The sequence below is a fragment of the Pseudomonas sp. NFIX10 genome (genome assembly GCF_900111955.1).
In the GTDB taxonomy this organism is placed as follows: domain Bacteria; phylum Pseudomonadota; class Gammaproteobacteria; order Pseudomonadales; family Pseudomonadaceae; genus Aquipseudomonas; species Aquipseudomonas fluorescens_AA.
Map to the genome: position 1 here is coordinate 121,802 of NZ_FOKH01000005.1, position 18,942 is coordinate 140,743.

Annotated in this window: 18 protein-coding genes; 14 read left to right on the forward strand and 4 right to left on the reverse strand. The window is 60.6% G+C overall.

Translation table 11 applies throughout. From position 1 onward, the window contains the following. Positions 1-210: 210 nt before the first annotated feature. Together BM321_RS06585 and ybaK are read right to left on the reverse strand one after the other, a co-directional pair. A complete protein-coding gene (locus BM321_RS06585; protein WP_092441946.1) occupies positions 211-1,002 on the reverse strand; it encodes a PhzF family phenazine biosynthesis protein in 792 nt (263 codons plus the stop codon). 114 nt (positions 1,003-1,116) lie between these two features. Then, positions 1,117-1,587, reverse strand: a complete 471-nt coding sequence (gene ybaK / locus BM321_RS06590; protein WP_092201538.1) for a Cys-tRNA(Pro) deacylase — start codon at positions 1,585-1,587, stop codon at positions 1,117-1,119. A 323-nt stretch (positions 1,588-1,910) separates the two neighbouring features. On the opposite strand from ybaK, the gene BM321_RS06595 reads away from it, so the two are divergent. The 13 genes from BM321_RS06595 to BM321_RS06655 all read left to right on the forward strand — a co-directional run bounded on the left by BM321_RS06595 (position 1,911) and on the right by BM321_RS06655 (position 16,250). After that, complete coding sequence (locus BM321_RS06595) at positions 1,911-2,762, forward strand: MIP/aquaporin family protein (protein ID WP_092441947.1); 852 nt, start codon at positions 1,911-1,913, stop codon at positions 2,760-2,762. Positions 2,763-2,848: 86 nt separating this feature from the next. Then, the gene (glpK, locus tag BM321_RS06600; protein WP_060740931.1) at positions 2,849-4,354 is read left to right on the forward strand and encodes a glycerol kinase GlpK; all 1,506 of its coding nucleotides are present in this window, start codon (positions 2,849-2,851) and stop codon (positions 4,352-4,354) included. 84 nt (positions 4,355-4,438) lie between these two features. Further along, on the forward strand, positions 4,439-5,194 hold the full coding sequence (locus tag BM321_RS06605; protein ID WP_003204973.1) for a DeoR/GlpR family transcriptional regulator: 756 nt from the start codon (positions 4,439-4,441) through the stop codon (positions 5,192-5,194). A gap of 222 nt (positions 5,195-5,416) precedes the next feature. Continuing rightward, complete coding sequence (locus BM321_RS06610) at positions 5,417-6,142, forward strand: hypothetical protein (RefSeq protein ID WP_092441948.1); 726 nt, start codon at positions 5,417-5,419, stop codon at positions 6,140-6,142. 178 nt (positions 6,143-6,320) lie between these two features. Continuing rightward, positions 6,321-7,055 (forward strand): hypothetical protein, encoded by a 735-nt coding sequence (locus BM321_RS06615; protein WP_139230464.1) that lies wholly within the window; start codon positions 6,321-6,323, stop codon positions 7,053-7,055. Between the two features lie 212 nt (positions 7,056-7,267). After that, a complete protein-coding gene (glpD, locus tag BM321_RS06620) occupies positions 7,268-8,806 on the forward strand; it encodes a glycerol-3-phosphate dehydrogenase (RefSeq protein ID WP_092441950.1) in 1,539 nt (512 codons plus the stop codon). A 447-nt stretch (positions 8,807-9,253) separates the two neighbouring features. Then, positions 9,254-10,168, forward strand: coding sequence for a glutamate/aspartate ABC transporter substrate-binding protein (locus BM321_RS06625; protein WP_092332069.1), 915 nt, complete (start codon positions 9,254-9,256; stop codon positions 10,166-10,168). Between the two features lie 190 nt (positions 10,169-10,358). Next, entirely contained in the window at positions 10,359-11,105 is a 747-nt protein-coding gene (locus BM321_RS06630) for an amino acid ABC transporter permease (RefSeq protein ID WP_014339891.1), read from the forward strand. Further along, positions 11,105-11,776 (forward strand): amino acid ABC transporter permease, encoded by a 672-nt coding sequence (locus BM321_RS06635; RefSeq protein WP_092166460.1) that lies wholly within the window; start codon positions 11,105-11,107, stop codon positions 11,774-11,776. The genes BM321_RS06630 and BM321_RS06635 overlap by 1 nt, the downstream gene beginning before the upstream one ends. After that, the gene (locus BM321_RS06640) at positions 11,773-12,507 is read left to right on the forward strand and encodes an amino acid ABC transporter ATP-binding protein (protein ID WP_003204983.1); all 735 of its coding nucleotides are present in this window, start codon (positions 11,773-11,775) and stop codon (positions 12,505-12,507) included. The genes BM321_RS06635 and BM321_RS06640 overlap by 4 nt, the downstream gene beginning before the upstream one ends. A 162-nt stretch (positions 12,508-12,669) precedes the next feature. Further along, positions 12,670-14,571: a two-component sensor histidine kinase AauS gene (locus BM321_RS06645; RefSeq protein ID WP_092441951.1), complete on the forward strand. Its 1,902-nt coding sequence runs from the start codon at positions 12,670-12,672 to the stop codon at positions 14,569-14,571. Then, complete coding sequence (locus BM321_RS06650) at positions 14,568-15,896, forward strand: two-component response regulator AauR (RefSeq protein ID WP_092252042.1); 1,329 nt, start codon at positions 14,568-14,570, stop codon at positions 15,894-15,896. Before BM321_RS06645 ends, BM321_RS06650 begins: the two co-directional genes overlap by 4 nt. Before the next feature lie 24 nt (positions 15,897-15,920). Then, entirely contained in the window at positions 15,921-16,250 is a 330-nt protein-coding gene (locus BM321_RS06655) for a GlpM family protein (RefSeq protein WP_170842284.1), read from the forward strand. A gap of 20 nt (positions 16,251-16,270) precedes the next feature. Here BM321_RS06655 and BM321_RS06660 read toward each other — a convergent pair whose 3' ends face one another. Both BM321_RS06660 and BM321_RS06665 read right to left on the reverse strand, forming a co-directional pair. Beyond that, complete coding sequence (locus tag BM321_RS06660) at positions 16,271-16,885, reverse strand: NAD(P)-dependent oxidoreductase (protein ID WP_092441952.1); 615 nt, start codon at positions 16,883-16,885, stop codon at positions 16,271-16,273. Between the two features lie 64 nt (positions 16,886-16,949). Then, entirely contained in the window at positions 16,950-17,828 is an 879-nt protein-coding gene (locus tag BM321_RS06665; protein WP_092441953.1) for an MBL fold metallo-hydrolase, read from the reverse strand. Positions 17,829-17,941: 113 nt separating this feature from the next. Here BM321_RS06665 and BM321_RS06670 point away from each other — a divergent pair, with 113 nt between their 5' ends. Continuing rightward, positions 17,942-18,847, forward strand: a complete 906-nt coding sequence (locus BM321_RS06670; RefSeq protein WP_092441954.1) for a LysR family transcriptional regulator — start codon at positions 17,942-17,944, stop codon at positions 18,845-18,847. Positions 18,848-18,942: the final 95 nt, after the last annotated feature.

Sequence of the window (18,942 nt, forward strand, 5' to 3'; positions counted from 1 at the left end):
CACTGTGGGAGCGGACACATTCGGCATCGATGCAGGCTGAACCACCGCTATCGCGAGCAAGCTCGCTCCCACATGGGAAATTGCAACAGGCACAAATCGACTGTCATCCACACATCCTGTGGGAGCGAGCTTGCTCGCGATGACATAGCCACATTCAGCACCAGTGCAGGCTGAACCATCGCTATCGCGAGCAACCTCCCACATTTGATGTCATTGGCTTGAGTGCAGCATCAACGTCCCACTGGCCACCAACGTCGCATTCCCGCCGATCTTCACCCGCTCTCCCTCCAACCGGCAAAACAACGCCCCGCCCCTGGCCGAACACTGATAAGCCGTCAGTCCGTGCTTGCCCAGGCGCTTGGACCAATAGGGAATCAGGCTGCAATGGGTCGAGCCGGTCACAGGGTCTTCGTTGATGCCGATCGCCGGGGCAAAATAGCGCGAGACAAAATCATGCTTGCTCCCCGGCGCGGTGACGATAGCGCCGGGCCAGGGCAGTTTCGCCAGGGCCACCATGTCCGGCTTGCAATCGAGCACCGCTTGCTCCGACTCCAGCACCACGAACAACTCGTTGGAACTCAGCACATCCACCGCTTCGACGCCCAAGGCACTCTGCACGGCCAGGGACACGCCCAACTCGGCAGGCACGACGGCCGGAAAATCCAACCACAGCCGATCACCCTCGCGCGTCACGCCCAACGAACCGGACCGGCAGATGAAATCCAGGCGCTCGACAGTTTCGTGATAGACCTCGAACAGCACATAAGCGCTGGCCAACGTGGCGTGGCCACACAGCGGGACTTCGGTGGTGGGGGTGAACCAGCGGATATGCCAATGCTGCCCCTCACGCACCAGGAACGCGGTTTCAGCCAGGTTATGCTCGGCGGCGATCTTCTGCATCAGCTCGTCGGCAAGCCAGCCGTCGAGCCGATAGACCATCGCCGGATTACCACCGAACGGCCGGTCACTGAACGCATCGACCTGATGAAACGCAAGCTGCATGGCACTTCTCCTTATTTTTCTGATGCCCAGCATGGGGTGTAGCGGCACGGATTATCCAGTGACAGATCAGCAGAATTTTCACCCTACAGGCTGCGCAGCGGCCACCCTGCTCTATCAAGCACGCCCGATATCAGCAAACACCGCCCCGGTGTGCTCCTTCAATACCGAAGGCGCCAACTCGACTTCCAACCCACGCCGCCCCGCACTGACGAACATACTGGCGAGTGGCTGTGCGGAATTGTCGATAAACGTGCGCAAACGCTTCTTCTGTCCCAGCGGGCTGATACCGCCGAGCAAATAACCGGTCGAACGCTGTGCGGCGGCCGGGTCGGCCATCTCGACCTTCTTCACGCCAGCGGCGTGGGCCAGGCCTTTCAAATCCAGGCTCCCGGCCACGGGCACTACCGCCACCAACAGCTCGCCTTTTTCACTGGCCGCCAACAACGTCTTGAACACTTGGGCCGGATCCAGCCCGAGCTTTTCCGCCGCCTCCAAGCCATAGGACGCAGCCTTGGGATCGTGTTCATAACTGTGGATACGATGTTCGGCGCGCACTTTCTTAAGCAGATCCAACGCGGGTGTCATGACCGCTCCTGATAAGGAAATCAAAAAAGAGTGAGCGGATTCTAAGCCATCGTCTGCGAAAAGGCTTTGCGGCTGCACGGCCCATACCGCTGCTGCCTCTCTTGGGTCGGAGTCATTCACAGCACGAATAGTTGAAATGTGACCAGTGGTTCACTTTCGACCTTTGACACCAGCGTTTCTTGTCTATATTTTTTCGAAACTGAAAGCCACATTGCATGTCTCAAGCAGCAACCCGAGATCAGGATGGGGATCCTGCCTCGGTGGAAATCGCGCAATCGTGCTGTATCGAATGCGCTGCAGAACAACAAAAAACCGAGGTTTGAATGACAACTGCTTTACAACAGCCGTCCCTGGCCAGCCAATGCCTGGCCGAATTCCTGGGAACTGGCCTGCTGATCTTTTTCGGCACCGGCTGCGTCGCAGCGCTCAAGGTCGCGGGTGCGAGTTTCGGTTTGTGGGAAATCAGCCTCATCTGGGGCGTCGGTGTCAGCATGGCAATCTATCTGAGCGCGGGCATTTCCGGCGCCCACCTCAACCCCGCCGTGAGCATCGCCCTGTGCATGTTCACCGACTTCGAAAAGCGCAAGCTGCCCTTCTATATAATTTCCCAAGTGGCCGGCGCTTTCTGCGGCGCCCTTCTGGTCTACACGCTGTACAGCAATCTATTCTTCGATTTCGAACAGTCCCGGCACATGGTTCGCGGCACCGAAATGAGCCTCGAACTGGCTTCGGTGTTCTCCACCTACCCGCACGCGGCACTCTCCACTGGCCAAGCCTTCCTCGTGGAAGCGATCATCACCGCCATCCTGATGGGGGTGATCATGTCCTTGACCGATGACAACAACGGCTTGCCCCGTGGCCCACTGGCGCCGTTGCTGATCGGCCTGCTGATTGCCGTGATCGGCAGCTCCATGGGGCCGTTGACGGGCTTTGCGATGAACCCGGCGCGGGACTTCGGTCCTAAACTGATGACTTTCTTCGCAGGCTGGGGTGAAATTTCCCTCACGGGTGGACGCGACATCCCGTACTTCCTGATTCCGATTTTTGCGCCGATCGTGGGTGCATGCCTCGGTGCTGCGGCCTATCGCGGGTTGATTGCCCGCCACCTGCCCAGCGCCATGACAGCGACAAAGGATGCAGAACCGGCCATTGACGGCAAGCCCAGAACATCCTGAAACAGTCGGCGCAGGCCCTGCCATTCGAAGCCTGCGCCGTGGCTTCTTCTTACGTCTCCCTTTATGAAAGACCCGAGGCAATCGAAATGACCGATATCCAGAACAAGAACTACATCATTGCCCTCGACCAGGGTACGACCAGCTCCCGCGCGATCATCTTCGACCGTGATGCCAATGTGGTCTGCACCGCCCAACGCGAATTCGCCCAGCACTACCCGCAGGCCGGCTGGGTCGAACACGACCCGATGGAAATCTTCGCCACCCAGAGCGCGGTCATGGTCGAAGCCCTGGCCCAGGCCGGCCTGCACCATGACCAGGTGGCCGCCATCGGCATCACCAACCAACGGGAAACCACCGTGGTCTGGGACAAGACCACCGGCCGTCCGATCTACAACGCCATCGTCTGGCAGTGCCGCCGCAGCACCGAGATCTGCCAACAGCTCAAGCGCGACGGCCACGAGCAATACATCAGCCAGACCACCGGCCTGGTCACCGACCCGTACTTTTCCGGCACCAAGCTCAAGTGGATCCTGGACAACGTCGAAGGCAGCCGCGAGCGTGCGCGCAACGGTGAGCTGTTGTTCGGCACGGTCGATAGCTGGCTGATCTGGAAATTCACCGGTGGCAAGGTCCATGTCACCGACTACACCAACGCCTCGCGCACCCTGCTCTTCAACATTCACTCGTTGGAATGGGATGCGAAGATGCTCGAGATCCTCGACATCCCCCGGGAAATGCTCCCGGAAGTGAAGTCGTCCTCGGAAATCTATGGCCGTACCAAAAGCGGTATCGCCATCGGCGGCATCGCCGGCGACCAGCAGGCAGCCCTGTTCGGGCAGATGTGCGTGGAGCCGGGGCAGGCGAAAAACACCTACGGCACCGGCTGCTTCCTGCTGATGAACACCGGGAAAAAGGCCGTGAAATCCAATCATGGCATGCTCACCACCATCGCCTGCGGCCCCCGTGGCGAAGTGGCCTACGCCCTGGAGGGCGCTGTATTCAACGGCGGCTCCACTGTCCAATGGCTGCGTGATGAACTGAAGATCATCAACGACGCCCTGGATACCGAATACTTTGCCAACAAGGTCAAGGACAGCAACGGTGTGTACCTGGTGCCCGCCTTCACCGGCCTGGGCGCGCCGTACTGGGACCCCTATGCCCGTGGCGCACTGTTTGGCCTGACCCGCGGCGTACGGGTCGATCACATCATTCGCGCAGCACTGGAGTCGATCGCCTACCAGACCCGCGACGTGCTCGACGCCATGCAACAGGATTCGGGCGAACGCCTCAGGGCCCTGCGGGTCGACGGTGGCGCGGTGGCGAACAACTTCCTGATGCAGTTCCAGGCCGACATCCTCGGCACCCAGGTCGAGCGGCCGAAAATGCGTGAAACCACAGCCCTGGGTGCGGCATACCTGGCCGGCCTGGCGTGCGGCTTCTGGGGCAGCCTGGAAGAGCTGCGCGGCAAAGCGGTGATCGAGCGCGAATTCGAACCGCAACTGGACGAGGCGGCGAAAGAAAAACTCTATGCCGGCTGGCAGAAAGCGGTCAGCCGCACCCGCGATTGGGAGCCCCACGAAGACGCTGAATAAGCCTGATAAGGTTCTGAAACTGGTCGGGATCGGATTCCTGCGGCATCATGGGCAAATTTTGTACGGCAGCCCAAAGGAAGCCCCATGAATCTGCCTCCCCGCCAGCAGCAAATCCTCGAACTGGTCCGCGAACGCGGCTATGTCAGCATCGAGGAAATGGCGCAGTTATTCGTCGTCACCCCGCAAACCATCCGCCGCGACATCAACCAACTGGCGGAAGTGAACCTGCTGCGCCGCTACCACGGCGGCGCCGCCTACGATTCAAGCGTGGAAAACACCGCCTACGCCATGCGCGCCGATCAGATGCGCGACGAAAAGCAACGCATCGCCGAAGCCATCGCCGCCCAGATCCCCGATCACGCCTCGCTGTTCATCAACATCGGCACCACCACCGAATCCATCGCCCGGGCCCTGCTCAATCACAACCACCTGAAGGTCATCACCAACAACCTGCACGTGGCTTCGATCCTCAGCGCCAAGGACGACTTCGAAGTCCTGATCGCCGGCGGCAACGTACGGCGTGACGGCGGCGTGGTGGGCCAGGCCAGCGTCGACTTCATCAACCAGTTCAAGGTCGACTTCGCCCTGGTGGGCATCAGCGGTATCGACGAAGACGGCAGCCTGTTGGACTTCGACTACCAGGAAGTGCGGGTGTCCCAAGCCATCATCGCCAACGCCCGGCAAGTGCTGTTGGCAGCGGACTCCAGCAAGTTCGGACGCAATGCCATGGTCCGCCTGGGCCCCATCAGCCTGATCGATTGCCTGGTGACCGACCAGCAACCGGTGCCGGCCCTGGCGCAGCTGTTGAGCCAGCACAAGATTCGGCTGGAGGTGGTCTGACTGCCATCCATCCGCCCAGCGTTACGGGCTTGAAAACTCTGCTAGCTTGAAATTTAGCCAAGCTGTCGAATACCAGATTTGCTGACAGACCCTGACATTGGGTTTGTGCCTTCTCAATCCTGCGTTCGTTTGGGGATCCGCTGCGCACCAGTCGAGCGGGCGTTAACCAAATGACCACGGCACGTAGTAGCTGCCATAACTTGAGTGTATGGAGTTACTACCATGACCGATTTGCCAAAAGACCTGTATTACCTTCCTGGTGCCGACGTACTGGATCTTCCGATGGTCATGGAGCTTTCGCCGGAGAGTGGAAGTCTTGATTTGACGGCGGTTGCCGAGTCAGGAGCCGTCGTCCGCATAGCGGTCTATCCAGGCATGACTACAAACGATACTGTCCAGCTTTCATGGCTGGGCGGGGATGAGGCGAGCAGCTATTACGCAAAGTCGTCGGTACGGGATCCCGAGCGGTTTCTCGATTTCGTTGTACCAAAGAACGTTCTGCGCGCAGACCCTGGGTCACCTCCGGGAGGGTATTACGCCCGTCCTCATGTCAGCTATCAGGTTTTTCCAGCCTCTGGGGAAAACAAGGAATCAGCCGTCAACGCCCTGTCTTTCCATCGAAACGAACGCTTATCGAACCCGCCAGCCGAGGTGCCAGCTGCCATCGGAGGCCAATTCGATCCTGACAAAATCCCCGATCCAGGACTCACTGTTATTTTTCCCCGATTCGTTGCCCTTTGGGCTAGGTGGACAAGCTACGGACGCGACGGCAGGGTGATCTATATGGAACGCTTTGGGGTAGGCGATGACCTCTCTGTGGTCATTTTTCGCCCTGTCCTGAACCTGACCGAGGATGGTGGCGAGGTACGCATCGTCTATTACACGGGCGATGATGAAAATATCCTGGGGACATCTCTTCCAGCCGTGCTGAAAGTCACGCGCGATTGATAGCTGTTCAAGCCCCGACGACGCGCTTGCAGCGTCGCCGATTGAGTCTCTGAACTCATTCCCAGAATCGCATGCGGCCGCGCCGACCTGCCCGCCCGCTCGATTGCTGGGTCGAGGAGTTCCTCAAATGACTACGGCACGTAGTAGCTGCCGCGACTATTACGTGTACGGAGCTGACATGACCGATTCCATGAAAGATCTACGCCCTCTTTCAATTGCCAACATCCTCGATCGTCCGATGGTCATGGACGTCCCTCCAGAGTCAGGGGTGCTGGATTTGCCCGCGACTCCTGACTCAGGGGTTGTGGTCCGCGTAGCGGTCTATCCGGAAATGGCAAAAAACGACACAGTCCAGCTGTTATGGCGAGGCAGTCATGAAGCGAGCAGTTACTACACGAAGTTATCCGTAAGAGACACGGAGCGCTTTCTGGATTTCATTGTGCCCAAGAGCGTTCTACTGGCAGACCCAGGCACGCCTCCAGGAGATGATTTAGCGCGGCCCCAGGTCAGCTACGAAGTTTTTCCGGCTTCCGGTGGTCCGAAGAAGGACTCGGCGATTACGGGACTGTATTTTGTAGTCTCCTGGGCATCAACCCCGTCGAACCTCCCTCCTACGGTGCCCGCGGCAGCTGATGGCCTGCTGGACCCGGACCAGATCGCCGGCCCCGGACTCACTGTTCTCTTCCCCCGACCTGTGGTTATTGACGCTCGATGGACAAGCTATGGACGCGACGGCAGAGTGATCTATATGGAGCGCTTTGGGGTAGGCCCCGATCTCTCCGTAGTCATTGTTCGCTCTGTCCTGGACCTGACCGAGGATGGCGGAGAAGTACGCATTACCTACTACACGGGTAATGATCAAAACGTTCTCATACATTCGCTTCCCGCCGTCCTACAAGTGAGCCGCAGTTGATACCAAGCAAGCGCCGGCGATGCGCTATCCGTGTCGCCGGTGCCAGCTTCCCTCCCACCCCTCTTTTCTTCGAAAATTTTCCTTTCGCTTTCCTTTGATCAGTATTTTCAATTGAAGACGACTGGCTGTGGCTGTATTTATGGGCTAGTATTTTCGCAAATGAACATTTATGTTCGAATTCAAATATTACGAAAAGAACCCGAGGCCAGCCGATGCCCACTTCTACCTTGCCTACGCCCCCTCTCGCCGAGATCTATGACGTCGCCGTCATTGGCGGCGGTATCAATGGCGTGGGGATTGCCGCGGACGCTGCCGGTCGCGGCCTTTCGGTGTTCCTTTGCGAAAAGGACGACCTGGCCAGTCATACCTCGTCGGCCAGCAGCAAGCTGATCCATGGCGGCCTGCGCTACCTTGAACATTATGAATTCCGCCTGGTGCGTGAAGCACTGGCCGAACGCGAAGTGCTGCTGACCAAGGCCCCGCACATCGTCAAGCAGATGCGCTTTGTGCTGCCCCACCGCCCGCACCTACGCCCGGCCTGGATGATTCGCGCCGGCCTGTTCCTCTACGATCACCTGGGCAAACGTGAACTGCTCGCAGGCTCCAAAAGCCTGAAATTCGGTGCCGACAGCCCACTGAAAAGCGAAATCACCAAAGGTTTCGAATATTCCGACTGCTGGGTCGACGATGCGCGACTGGTGGTACTCAACGCCATGGCCGCCCGGGAAAAAGGCGCACATATCCACACCCGCACCCGCTGTGTGAACGCCCGCCGCAGCAAAGGCCTGTGGCACTTGCATCTGGAACGTGCCGACGGCAGCCTGTTTTCGATCCGCGCCAAGGCGCTGGTCAATGCCGCCGGCCCGTGGGTCGCCAAGTTCATTCGCGATGACCTGAAGCTGGAATCGCCCTACGGCATTCGACTGATCCAGGGCAGCCACCTGATCGTGCCGAAACTCTACGAAGGCGAGCATGCGCACATTCTGCAAAACGAAGATCAGCGCATCGTGTTCACCATTCCGTACCTGAACCAGTTCACCCTGATCGGTACGACGGACCGCGAATACACTGGCGACCCGGCCAACGTGGCGATTACCGAAGGTGAAACCGATTACCTGCTGAAGGTGGTCAACGCCCACTTCAAGAAGCAGATCAGCCGTGACGATATCCTGCACAGTTATTCCGGCGTACGGCCGCTGTGCAACGACGAATCCGACAACCCGTCGGCCGTCACCCGGGACTACACCCTGGCGCTTTCCGGTGGCGGCGAAGAAGCGCCCTTGCTGTCGGTGTTCGGCGGCAAACTCACCACTTATCGCAAATTGGCCGAATCGGCCATGGCGCAACTGGCGCCCTACTTCACGCAGATGCGCGGAAGCTGGACTGCCGTAGAGGCCCTTCCCGGCGGCGAAAACATGACCACCCCGCAAGCGCTGTGCTCGGCGTTGCGTGACAAGTTCGACTGGCTGCCGACCGACATCGCCCGCCGCTGGGCCACCACCTATGGCAGCCGTACCTGGCGCATGCTCGAAGGCGTGCATGACCTTGGCGGCCTGGGCGAACACCTTGGCGCCGGCCTCTATACCCGCGAAGTCGATTATCTGTGCAGCGACGAGTGGGCCGTCGATGCCCAGGACGTCTTGTGGCGCCGCAGCAAGCTGGGCCTGTTCACCACCCCGGCCGAGCAGGAGAAGCTGCGGCAGTACCTGGATAAAGTCGAGCACAACCGTCGCAAGATCGAAGCGGCCTGACCAATACCCCGCAACCCCCAAAGCCCCTGGATCCAGCGATTCAGGGGCTTTTTGCTATCTGGCGTCCACCGCTGCCCCCTGTGGGAGCGAGCTTGCTCGCGATGAGGCCGGCACATTCAACATCCATGGAGCTGACACACCGCGATCGCGAGCAAGCTCGCTCCCACAATGGATCGAGGTAGGCCCAAGCCATTCGGTTTTCCGAACACGACTCGCCAGTCAGTTCGGCTAACCGGATAAAGCAGCCGGCATAAAGCCTGAAACAACACATGAATAACCATCTAAAACAACACGTTAAACAGGCTGGCCTGGCCTGGCACGAGTCATGCTCTACACTTCTGGAGACGAATGCCTGCACGCCAACACACCAGGAGCTGCCAGGCATCTCGAAGTACTCAGGGCCGACGAACCGGCCGAAATAAAAAAAACAATGTCGAGGAAACATCGATGCGTATCGTTCCCCATCTCCTGGGCGCAGCCATTGCTGCCGCTCTGATCAGCACTCCGGTTTTCGCAGCCGAACTGACCGGCACACTGAAAAAGATCAAAGAGTCCGGCGTCATTACGCTTGGGCATCGCGACGCTTCCATTCCGTTCTCCTACATCGCGGACGCTTCCGGCAAGCCGGTCGGCTACTCCCACGACATCCAGCTGAAAGTCGTCGAAGCGATCAAGAAAGACCTGGACCTGCCCAACCTGCAGGTCAAGTACAACCTGGTCACCTCGCAAACCCGTATACCGCTGGTGCAGAACGGCACCGTGGACCTGGAATGCGGCTCCACCACCAACAACGTCGAGCGTCAGCAGCAGGTTGACTTCTCCGTTGGCATCTTCGAGATCGGCACTCGGCTGCTGACCAAGAAAGATTCCAAGTACAAGGATTTCGACGACCTCAAGGGCAAGAACGTCGTGACCACCGCCGGCACCACGTCCGAGCGCCTCCTCAAGTCCATGAACGCCGACAAGCAAATGGGCATGAACGTCATCTCCGCCAAGGACCATGGCGAGTCCTTCCAGATGCTCGAAGGCGGCCGTGCCGTCGCTTTCATGATGGACGATGCCCTGCTGGCCGGCGAAGCCGCCAAGGCCAAGAAAGCCGACGACTGGACCGTGACCGGTACACCACAGTCCTACGAAATCTACGGCTGCATGATGCGCAAGGGCGACGAGCCGTTCAAAAAGGCTGTGGATGACGCCATCAAGGCCACCTACGCTTCGGGCGAGATCAACAAGATCTACGAAAAATGGTTCATGCAGCCTATCCCGCCAAAAGGCCTGAACCTGAACTTCCCGATGAGCGACGAACTCAAGGCACTGATCGCCAAGCCGACCGATAAAGCGGCTGACGACAAGAAATCCTGATTTCTGACTAACCTTATCTCCTGAAGGGGCCCGGCCCTTTCAGGGGATGGTCACTCCCTGCTGGCAAATCTGGAAACACTCGAACCGGTGGCTGTCGAGCCGATCGCGTGTGCCTGGCCTCCAAGCCGGGCGGGAACGGAGTTTCCCCAGGCGGGCACTTGTATATCGAACGATCTGAGGGGAGACCCTAATGAATTACAACTGGGACTGGGGCGTGTTCTTCAAGTCCACCGGCGTGGGCAGCGAGACCTATCTCGACTGGTACGTTGCCGGCCTGGGCTGGACCATCGCTATCGCCGTCGTGGCCTGGATCATCGCCCTGCTGCTGGGCTCGGTGCTCGGCGTGATGCGCACCGTGCCGAACCGGCTGGTGTCGGGGATCGCCACCTGCTACGTGGAACTCTTCCGTAATGTGCCGCTGCTGGTTCAGCTGTTCATCTGGTACTTCCTGGTGCCGGACCTGCTGCCCGCCGATATGCAGGAGTGGTACAAGCAGGACCTGAACCCGACCACCTCGGCCTACCTGAGCGTCGTGGTGTGCCTGGGCCTGTTCACCGCCGCCCGGGTCTGCGAACAGGTGCGCACCGGCATCCAGGCGCTGCCGCGCGGCCAGGAATCCGCCGCCCGGGCCATGGGTTTCAAGCTGCCGCAGATCTACTGGAACGTGCTGCTGCCCCAGGCCTACCGGATCATCATTCCGCCGCTTACCTCGGAATTCCTCAACGTCTTCAAGAACTCCTCCGTGGCGTCGCTGATCGGCCTGATGGAGCTGCTCGCGCAGACCAAGCAGACCGCCGAGTTCTCCGCCAACCTGTTCGAAGCCTTCACCCTGGCGACGCTGATCTACTTCACCCTGAACATGAGCCTGATGCTGCTCATGCGCATGGTCGAGAAGAAGGTCGCGGTGCCCGGCCTGATCTCCGTGGGGGGTAAATGATGGAATTCGACTTCACTGGCGTCATACCGGCCATTCCCGGCTTGTGGAACGGCATGGTCATGACCCTCAAGCTGATGGCCCTGGGTGTCGTCGGCGGGATCATCCTGGGGACGATCCTGGCGCTGATGCGCCTGTCCCACAACAAGCTGGTGTCCAATATCGCGGGCGCCTACGTCAACTATTTCCGTTCGATTCCGCTGCTGCTGGTCATCACCTGGTTCTACCTGGCGGTGCCGTTCGTGCTGCGCTGGATCACCGGCGAGGACACCCCGATCGGTGCGTTCGGCTCCTGCGTCGTGGCGTTCATGATGTTCGAGGCCGCGTACTTCTGCGAAATCGTGCGGGCCGGCGTGCAGTCGATCCCCAAGGGCCAGATGGGCGCGGCCCAGGCGCTGGGCATGAACTACGGCCAGACCATGCGCCTGATCATCCTGCCCCAGGCGTTTCGCAAGATGACCCCGCTGCTGCTGCAACAGAGCATCATCCTGTTTCAGGACACCTCGCTGGTCTACACGGTCGGCCTGGTGGACTTCCTCAATGCTTCGCGAGCCAATGGCGACATCATCGGCCGCTCCAATGAGTTCCTGATCATCGCAGGTCTCGTGTACTTCACAATCAGCTTTGCCGCCTCGCTGCTGGTCAAGCGTCTGCAAAAAAGGTTCGCCGTATGATCTCTATCAAGAACATCAACAAGTGGTATGGGGACTTCCAGGTACTGACCAATTGCAGCACCGAGGTCAGCAAGGGTGAGGTTGTGGTGGTGTGCGGGCCATCGGGTTCGGGCAAATCCACGCTGATCAAATGCGTGAACGCCCTGGAGCCGTTCCAGAAAGGCGACATCGTGGTCGATGGCACCTCCATCGCCGACCCAAAGACCAACCTGCCGAAACTGCGTTCGCGGGTGGGCATGGTGTTCCAGCATTTCGAGCTGTTCCCGCACCTGACCATCACCGAAAACCTGACCATCGCGCAGATCAAGGTGCTAGGCCGCAGCAAGGAAGAAGCCACCAAGAAAGGCCTGCAACTGCTCGAGCGGGTCGGCCTCTCGGCCCACGCCCACAAGCACCCGGGCCAGCTCTCCGGCGGCCAGCAGCAACGCGTGGCGATTGCCCGTGCCCTGGCGATGGACCCGGTGGTGATGCTGTTCGACGAACCGACCTCGGCCCTTGACCCGGAAATGGTCAACGAAGTGCTCGACGTGATGGTGCAACTGGCCCATGAAGGCATGACCATGATGTGCGTGACCCACGAAATGGGCTTCGCCCGCAAAGTGGCGAACCGGGTGATTTTCATGGACCAGGGCCAGATCATCGAAGACTGCAAGAAAGAAGAGTTCTTCGGCGACATCAGTGCCCGCTCCGAACGCGCGCAGCATTTCCTCGAGAAAATCCTGCAGCACTAAACAGCACCGTTCCAATCCTGTGGGAGCGAGCTTGCTCGCGATAGCAGACTGTCAGTCAACATTAATTGTCGGCTGGTAAGCAGTCATCGCGAGCAAGCTCGCTCCCACAAGGATCCAGTGTTGGCTTGTCGATTGTGTTGTGGTTGACCCAAGGCTTCTGTGATGAAATGCGACCCCACCCTTTATCGCGCCGCGCCGCCATCACTCGCCGTGAAACCCCGCCTGATCCGCCATCTGTTCCTACCGCCGCTGGTCATTGCGCTGATGATCGGCCTGGGTTACCTCGGCTTCTGGATCAGCGAGCACTATGGCGTACGTGGCCTCGCCGAGAATGGCGAGCGCCAGTTGGAGCTGCACGCCCGCGCGGTCGAGAGCGAGATCAGCAAATACACCTACCTGCCCAGCCTGCTGGAGCTTGAATCGAGTGTCTCGCAACTGCTCGACGACCCCACGCCCGAGCATCGCAAGACCGTCAACGAATACCTCGAAGGCCTGAATCGCCGCAGCCGCAGCCGGGCCATCTACGTAATGGACACCACCGGTCGGGTGCTGGCCACCAGCAACTGGCGCGATGTCGACAGTTACCTGGGCGAAGACCTGTCCTTCCGCGCCTATTTCCAGAACGCCGTACGCGGCCAGCCGGGACGGTTCTACGGCATCGGCAGCACCAATGGCGAACCCGGTTACTACCTGGCCCATGGCCTGGAGCAACAGGGCAAGATCATTGGCGTGGCGGTGGTCAAGGTGCGCCTCGAAGCCATGGAAGAGCGCTGGCAGCGAGCGCGGCTGGAGGCGTTCGTCAGTGATGAGAACGGCATCATCATCCTCTCCAGCGACCCGGCGCGACGGCTCAAGTCGGTGCGGCCCCTGAGCGACGAGACCAAGGAACGCCTGGCCCGCAGCCTGCAATATTATTGGTTCCCGCTCAATGAATTGGTGCCCCTGGCCCGGGAACGCCTGGCCGAAGGCATGGAGAAGCTGACCTTCCCGGCCAACACCGAACTGGTGTCCGACGATCGCGCCATCAGCTACCTGTCGCAGACTCGACCCTTGAGCGATACCCCGTGGAATTTCACCCTGCTGACGCCCCTTGAAGACCTGCGTCGCCAGGCGATCAACCAAGGCATCCTGGTGGCCGTGGCCTTCGCCCTGGTGGCGTTCCTGCTGATCGCCTGGAACGAACGACGCAAGGTCATCGCCACCCGCCTGGCGGCCCGGGAAGCCTTGCAGGAAGCCAACAACCAGCTCGAGCGTCGGATTACCGAACGCACCACCGACCTGCGCGCCAGCAACGAACGACTCAAGGGCCAGATCCGCGAGCGGCGCCAGGCCGAAGAGACCTTGCGCCGGGCCCAGGACGAACTGGTCCAGGCCGGTAAACTGGCGGCCATCGGCCAGATGTCCACCAGCATCGCCCATGAGCTCAACCAGCCGCTGGCGGCACTGCGCACCTTGTCCGGCAATACCGTGCGCTTCCTGGAGCGCGGCCAGCTGGACATCGCCAGCACCAACCTCAAGACCATCAACGAATTGATCGACCGCATGGGCCGGATCACCGCCAGCCTGCGCGCCTTCGCCCGGCGCGGCGACGACCAGGGCCGGGCGAGCCTGGGCAAGGCCGTCGAGGCCGCATTGCAATTGCTGGGTGGGCGCCTGGAAAACCTGGACATCCAGGTCCACAGCGGTTTCGATGACGTCCAATTGCAAATCGACCAGACCCGCCTCGAACAGATCCTGGTGAACCTGATCGGCAACGCCCTGGACGCCATGCAAACGCAACCCGAGCCGAAACTGTGGCTCGACGGCCAGGCCGCCGATGGCAAATATCGCCTTCGGGTGCGGGACAATGGTCACGGCATCGATCCTGAAGCCCGCAAGCATTTGTTCGAACCGTTCTTCACCACCAAGCCTGGCGAACAGGGCCTGGGCCTGGGCCTGACGCTCTCGGCGAGCCTGGCCGCCGCCGCGGGTGGGCACCTGGGCGTCGAGTACCCACTCGAGCGTGGCACTACGTTTGTCCTCAATCTACCGTTGGTCAGCCTTTCACCTGCCGAGCCGCTATGAACCACGACCTGAGCGTACTGATCGTCGAAGACGACCCCCACGTCCTGCTGGGCTGCCAGCAGGCCCTGAGCCTGGAAGACATTCCCTGCATCGGCGTGGGCAGTGCCGAAGAGGCCCTGGAGCGAGTCGACGATGACTTTGCCGGCATCGTCATCAGCGATATTCGGCTGCCGGGCATCGACGGCCTGGAACTGCTGACGCGTCTCAAGGCGCGGGACCGCAGCCTGCCGGTGGTGCTGATCACCGGCCACGGCGACATTTCCATGGCCGTCGGGGCCATGCAAAAAGGCGCCTATGACTTCATGGAGAAACCCTTCTCCCCTGAGCGCCTGGTGGACGTCGCCCGTCGCGCCCTGGAACAGCGCAGCCTGGCCCGGGAAGTGTCATCGCTGCGTCGGCAACTGGCCGAACGCGACTCCCTGGAAGGCCGGATCATTGGCCGCTCGCCGGCCATGCAGCATCTGCGCGCACTGATCGCCAACGTCGCCGACACCTCGGCCAACGTCCTGATCGAAGGCGAAACCGGCACCGGCAAGGAACTGGTCGCCCGCTGCCTGCATGATTTCAGCCGACGCCACGACAAGCAGTTCGTCGCGCTGAACTGCGGCGGCCTGCCGGAGAATCTGTTCGAAAGCGAGATTTTCGGCCACGAGGCCAACGCCTTCACCGGGGCCGGCAAACGCCGGATCGGCAAGATCGAGCACGCCGATGGCGGCACGCTGTTTCTCGATGAAGTGGAAAGCATGCCCCTGCCCTTGCAGATCAAGTTGCTGCGCGTGTTGCAGGAACGCACCCTCGAACGCCTGGGCTCGAACCAGAGCGTGGCGGTGGATTGCCGGGTGATCGCCGCCACCAAGTCCGACCTGGACGAAATGGGCCGGTCCGGGCAATTCCGCAGCGACCTGTATTACCGCCTCAACGTGGTGACCCTGGAACTGCCGCCCCTGCGCGAGCGACGCGAAGACATCCTGCAATTGTTCGAGCATTTTCTCCAGCAGTCGTCCCTGCGCTTCGACCGCACGGTGCCGGAGCTGGACAACCAGACCCTGTCGAACCTGATGAGCCACGACTGGCCGGGCAATGTGCGCGAACTGCGCAACGTCGCCGAGCGCTACGCCCTCGGCCTGCCGGCGTTCAAGCGGTCTGGTGCCAGCAGCGGCAGCCAGGGCCTGGCCTTCGCCGAAGCGGTGGAAGCGTTCGAGCGCAACCTGCTGGTGGACGCCCTGCAACGCAGCGGCGGCAACCTGACCCAAGCCAGCCAGGAGCTGGGCATGGCCAAGACCACGCTGTTCGACAAAGTCAAAAAATATGGCCTGAGCCACTAACCGAATGGTGAACGTGTGGACCTGATTTTCAAGGCGGCGCTGGGTGCAGCCGTGGTGGTCATCCTGGCGATGCTGGCCAAGACCAGGAATTACTACATCGCCGGGCTGGTGCCGCTGTTCCCCACCTTCGCCCTGATCGCCCACTACATCGTTGGCAAAGGCCGCTCGGTGGACGATCTGAAGACCACCATCGTGTTTGGCATGTGGTCGATCATTCCGTACTTCGTCTATCTCGCAACGCTGTACGTCATGGTCGACCGCCTGCGCCTCGAAGCCTCATTGGCCGTGGCGGCCGTCGCCTGGCTGATGGCAGCGACGGTGCTGGTCACCGTCTGGGTGCGGGTTCACGGCTGATCCCTGTAAAAACCTACGGCTCAATAACCGACGGTAAACCGCGTCCGCGAAAACTGCGGCGCTTCCACTTCATCGATCATCGCAATGGCGTAGTCGGCGAAGCTGATCCAGCTACGCCCGTTGGCGTCGAACAGCAGGTGATCCTTACCGACACGGAACTGGCCCGTGCGCTCGGTTTCCACGAACTCCGCCGAAGGCGAGAGGAACGTCCAGTCCAGGTCCTGTTCCTTGCGCAGCACATCCAGGAACAATGCACCGGCGCTGGCTTCGGCCAGGTATTCCTCCGGGAAGCCGTCGCTGTCGATCACCCGACTGTTATCCGGCAGCAGCAACGAACCGGCCCCGCCGACCACCAGCAAGCGCTTGACCCCGGCGGCTTTCACCGGTGCGATGACCTTGTCGGCCGGCACGCTGGCAAAGTGCGTGGCACTGATCACCACGTCATGCCCGGCGATGGCGGCGATCAGCGCCTCGCTGTCCAATACGTCCAACTGCTTGCTGACCACCCCGGCCCTTTCGCCGATTTTCGCGGTGTTGCGGGCAATGGCCGTCACGCTGTGACCACGGCGCAAGGCCTCTTCCAACAGTTGGCTACCCGCACGCCCGGTGGCGCCGATGATTGCGATTTTGCTCATGGTGTTCTCCAGTGATTAGCGATGTTGAAATACATGCGTTTGTGCTCTGATCAAAGATCGGTATTCACCACTTCATCTCGCCCTTCGCTACCTTGGCACTGAGCTCCAGGGAGCTGTCTTCACCCAGGTCCGGATAGCGTAGTTTCATGGCACGGATCAGCGCGGCGGAATCCTTGGCCTTGGCGGTTTCTTCGTCGAAAGCCTTGATGTAACCGGCGGTGAAACGCACCGGGGCCAGGGAACGGGCGCTTTCGCCCAGGTAATGGCCGGGGATCACAGTGGCCGGTTGCAGCTTTTCGATAGTGTCCAGCGTCGCCAGCCAATCCTTGTGAGACTGCGGCGTCTGGGTATCGGCCATCCACACATGAAGGTTCTCGGCCACCACGACACCGCCAACCACCGCCTTGATCGATGGAATCCACACGAAACTGCGGTCCGGCTGCGGACCATCGAGGCCGACGACCTGCAAGCGCTGGCCTTCCAGGGTCAGGCTGTCGCCCTTGAGCACCTGGGGCACGATGGCTTTGGCCGGCGCATCGGTCTTCAGGATCGGCCCCCAGTATTTCAGTTTGCCGTCCATGGTGTGCTTGATGTGCTCGACGGTCGGCGCCGACGCCAGCACCTTGGCCTCAGGGAACGCGGCGGTGAGGGTCTCCAGACCAAAATAGTAGTCTGGGTCGCCATGGCTGATGTAGATCGTGGTCAATCGCTTGCCACTGGCGCGGATTTTTTCCACCACCTCGGCGGCCTGGGATTTGCCGAATTGGGCGTCCACCAGAATCGCCTCTTTTTCACCGCTGACCAACACCGAAGTCACCGGGAAAACCGCCGCCGCGCCAGGGTTGTAGACATCCAGCGTCAAGCCGGCGGCCCAGCTCTGGGCAGTGAAAGCCAGGGCGGCAGTTGCCAGCAGCAGGCGCTTGAGTGGGATAAAGCCGGTCATGTGTGCTCCGTTATCGAAAAACCCGCCAGGGGAATGAGACGGAGCTTAGTTACCTGACTCGTTACAAAAAATGCGATGCTGAAACATAGTTTGTTTCTGAAATCGGGCAAATCATGGATCGTCTACAAGCAATGCGGGTGTTCGTCACGGTGGTCGACCTGGGCAGCCAGTCGGCGGCGGCCGAGCATCTGGACCTGTCGCGGCCAGTGGTATCGCGCTACCTGGCGGAGCTGGAAGATTGGGTCGGTGCCCGGCTGATGCACCGCACCACCCGCAAGCTGAGCCTGACGGCCGCAGGTTCCGAGATCCTGCCGCGCTGTCGGCAGATGCTGGAGCTGTCCGGCGACATGCAAGCCGCCGTCGGCGCCCCGGACGATGCGCCACGGGGCCTGTTGCGCATCAGCGCCAGCACCTCGTTCGGCCAGGCTCAACTGGCGAGCGCCATGGCCGACTACGTCAAGCGCTACCCAGGGGTGAGCGTCGACCTGCAGATGCTCGACCGCACCGTGAACCTGGTGGACGAGCGCATCGACCTGGCGATCCGTATGAGCAACGACCTGGACCCGAACCTGATCGCCCGCCGCCTGACGGTCTGCCGTTCGGTGATCTGCGCTTCGCCGCGGTATCTGCGTGAGCATTCGACACCGCTGCGCGTGGAAGACCTGAGCCGGCACAACTGCCTCACCCACTCCTACGTCGGCAAGAGCCTGTGGCATTTCGAGCAGGACGGCGAGCAGGTCTCGGTGCCGGTGCAAGGCAACATCAGCGCCAACGAAGCCAGCACATTGCTTCAAGCCACGATAGCCGGCGCAGGCGTGGCGATGCTGCCCAGCTACCAGGCCGGCGCCCACCTCAAGAACGGCGAACTGATCCGCCTGCTGCCCCATGCCGAACCGCGCCGGATGAACATGTACGCGGTGTACGCCTCACGCAAGCACATGCCCTCGGCGCTGCGCAGCCTGCTGGATTTTCTGGTGCTGAAGTTTCCCGAGACGCCGGAGTGGGATGTGGGGTTGTAGAAAACATTCGCCTCACCACTGTCCCCCTTGTGGGAGCGAGCTTGCTCGCGATAGCGGTGTGACAGCCAGTAGAGATGTTGACTGACATTCAGCTA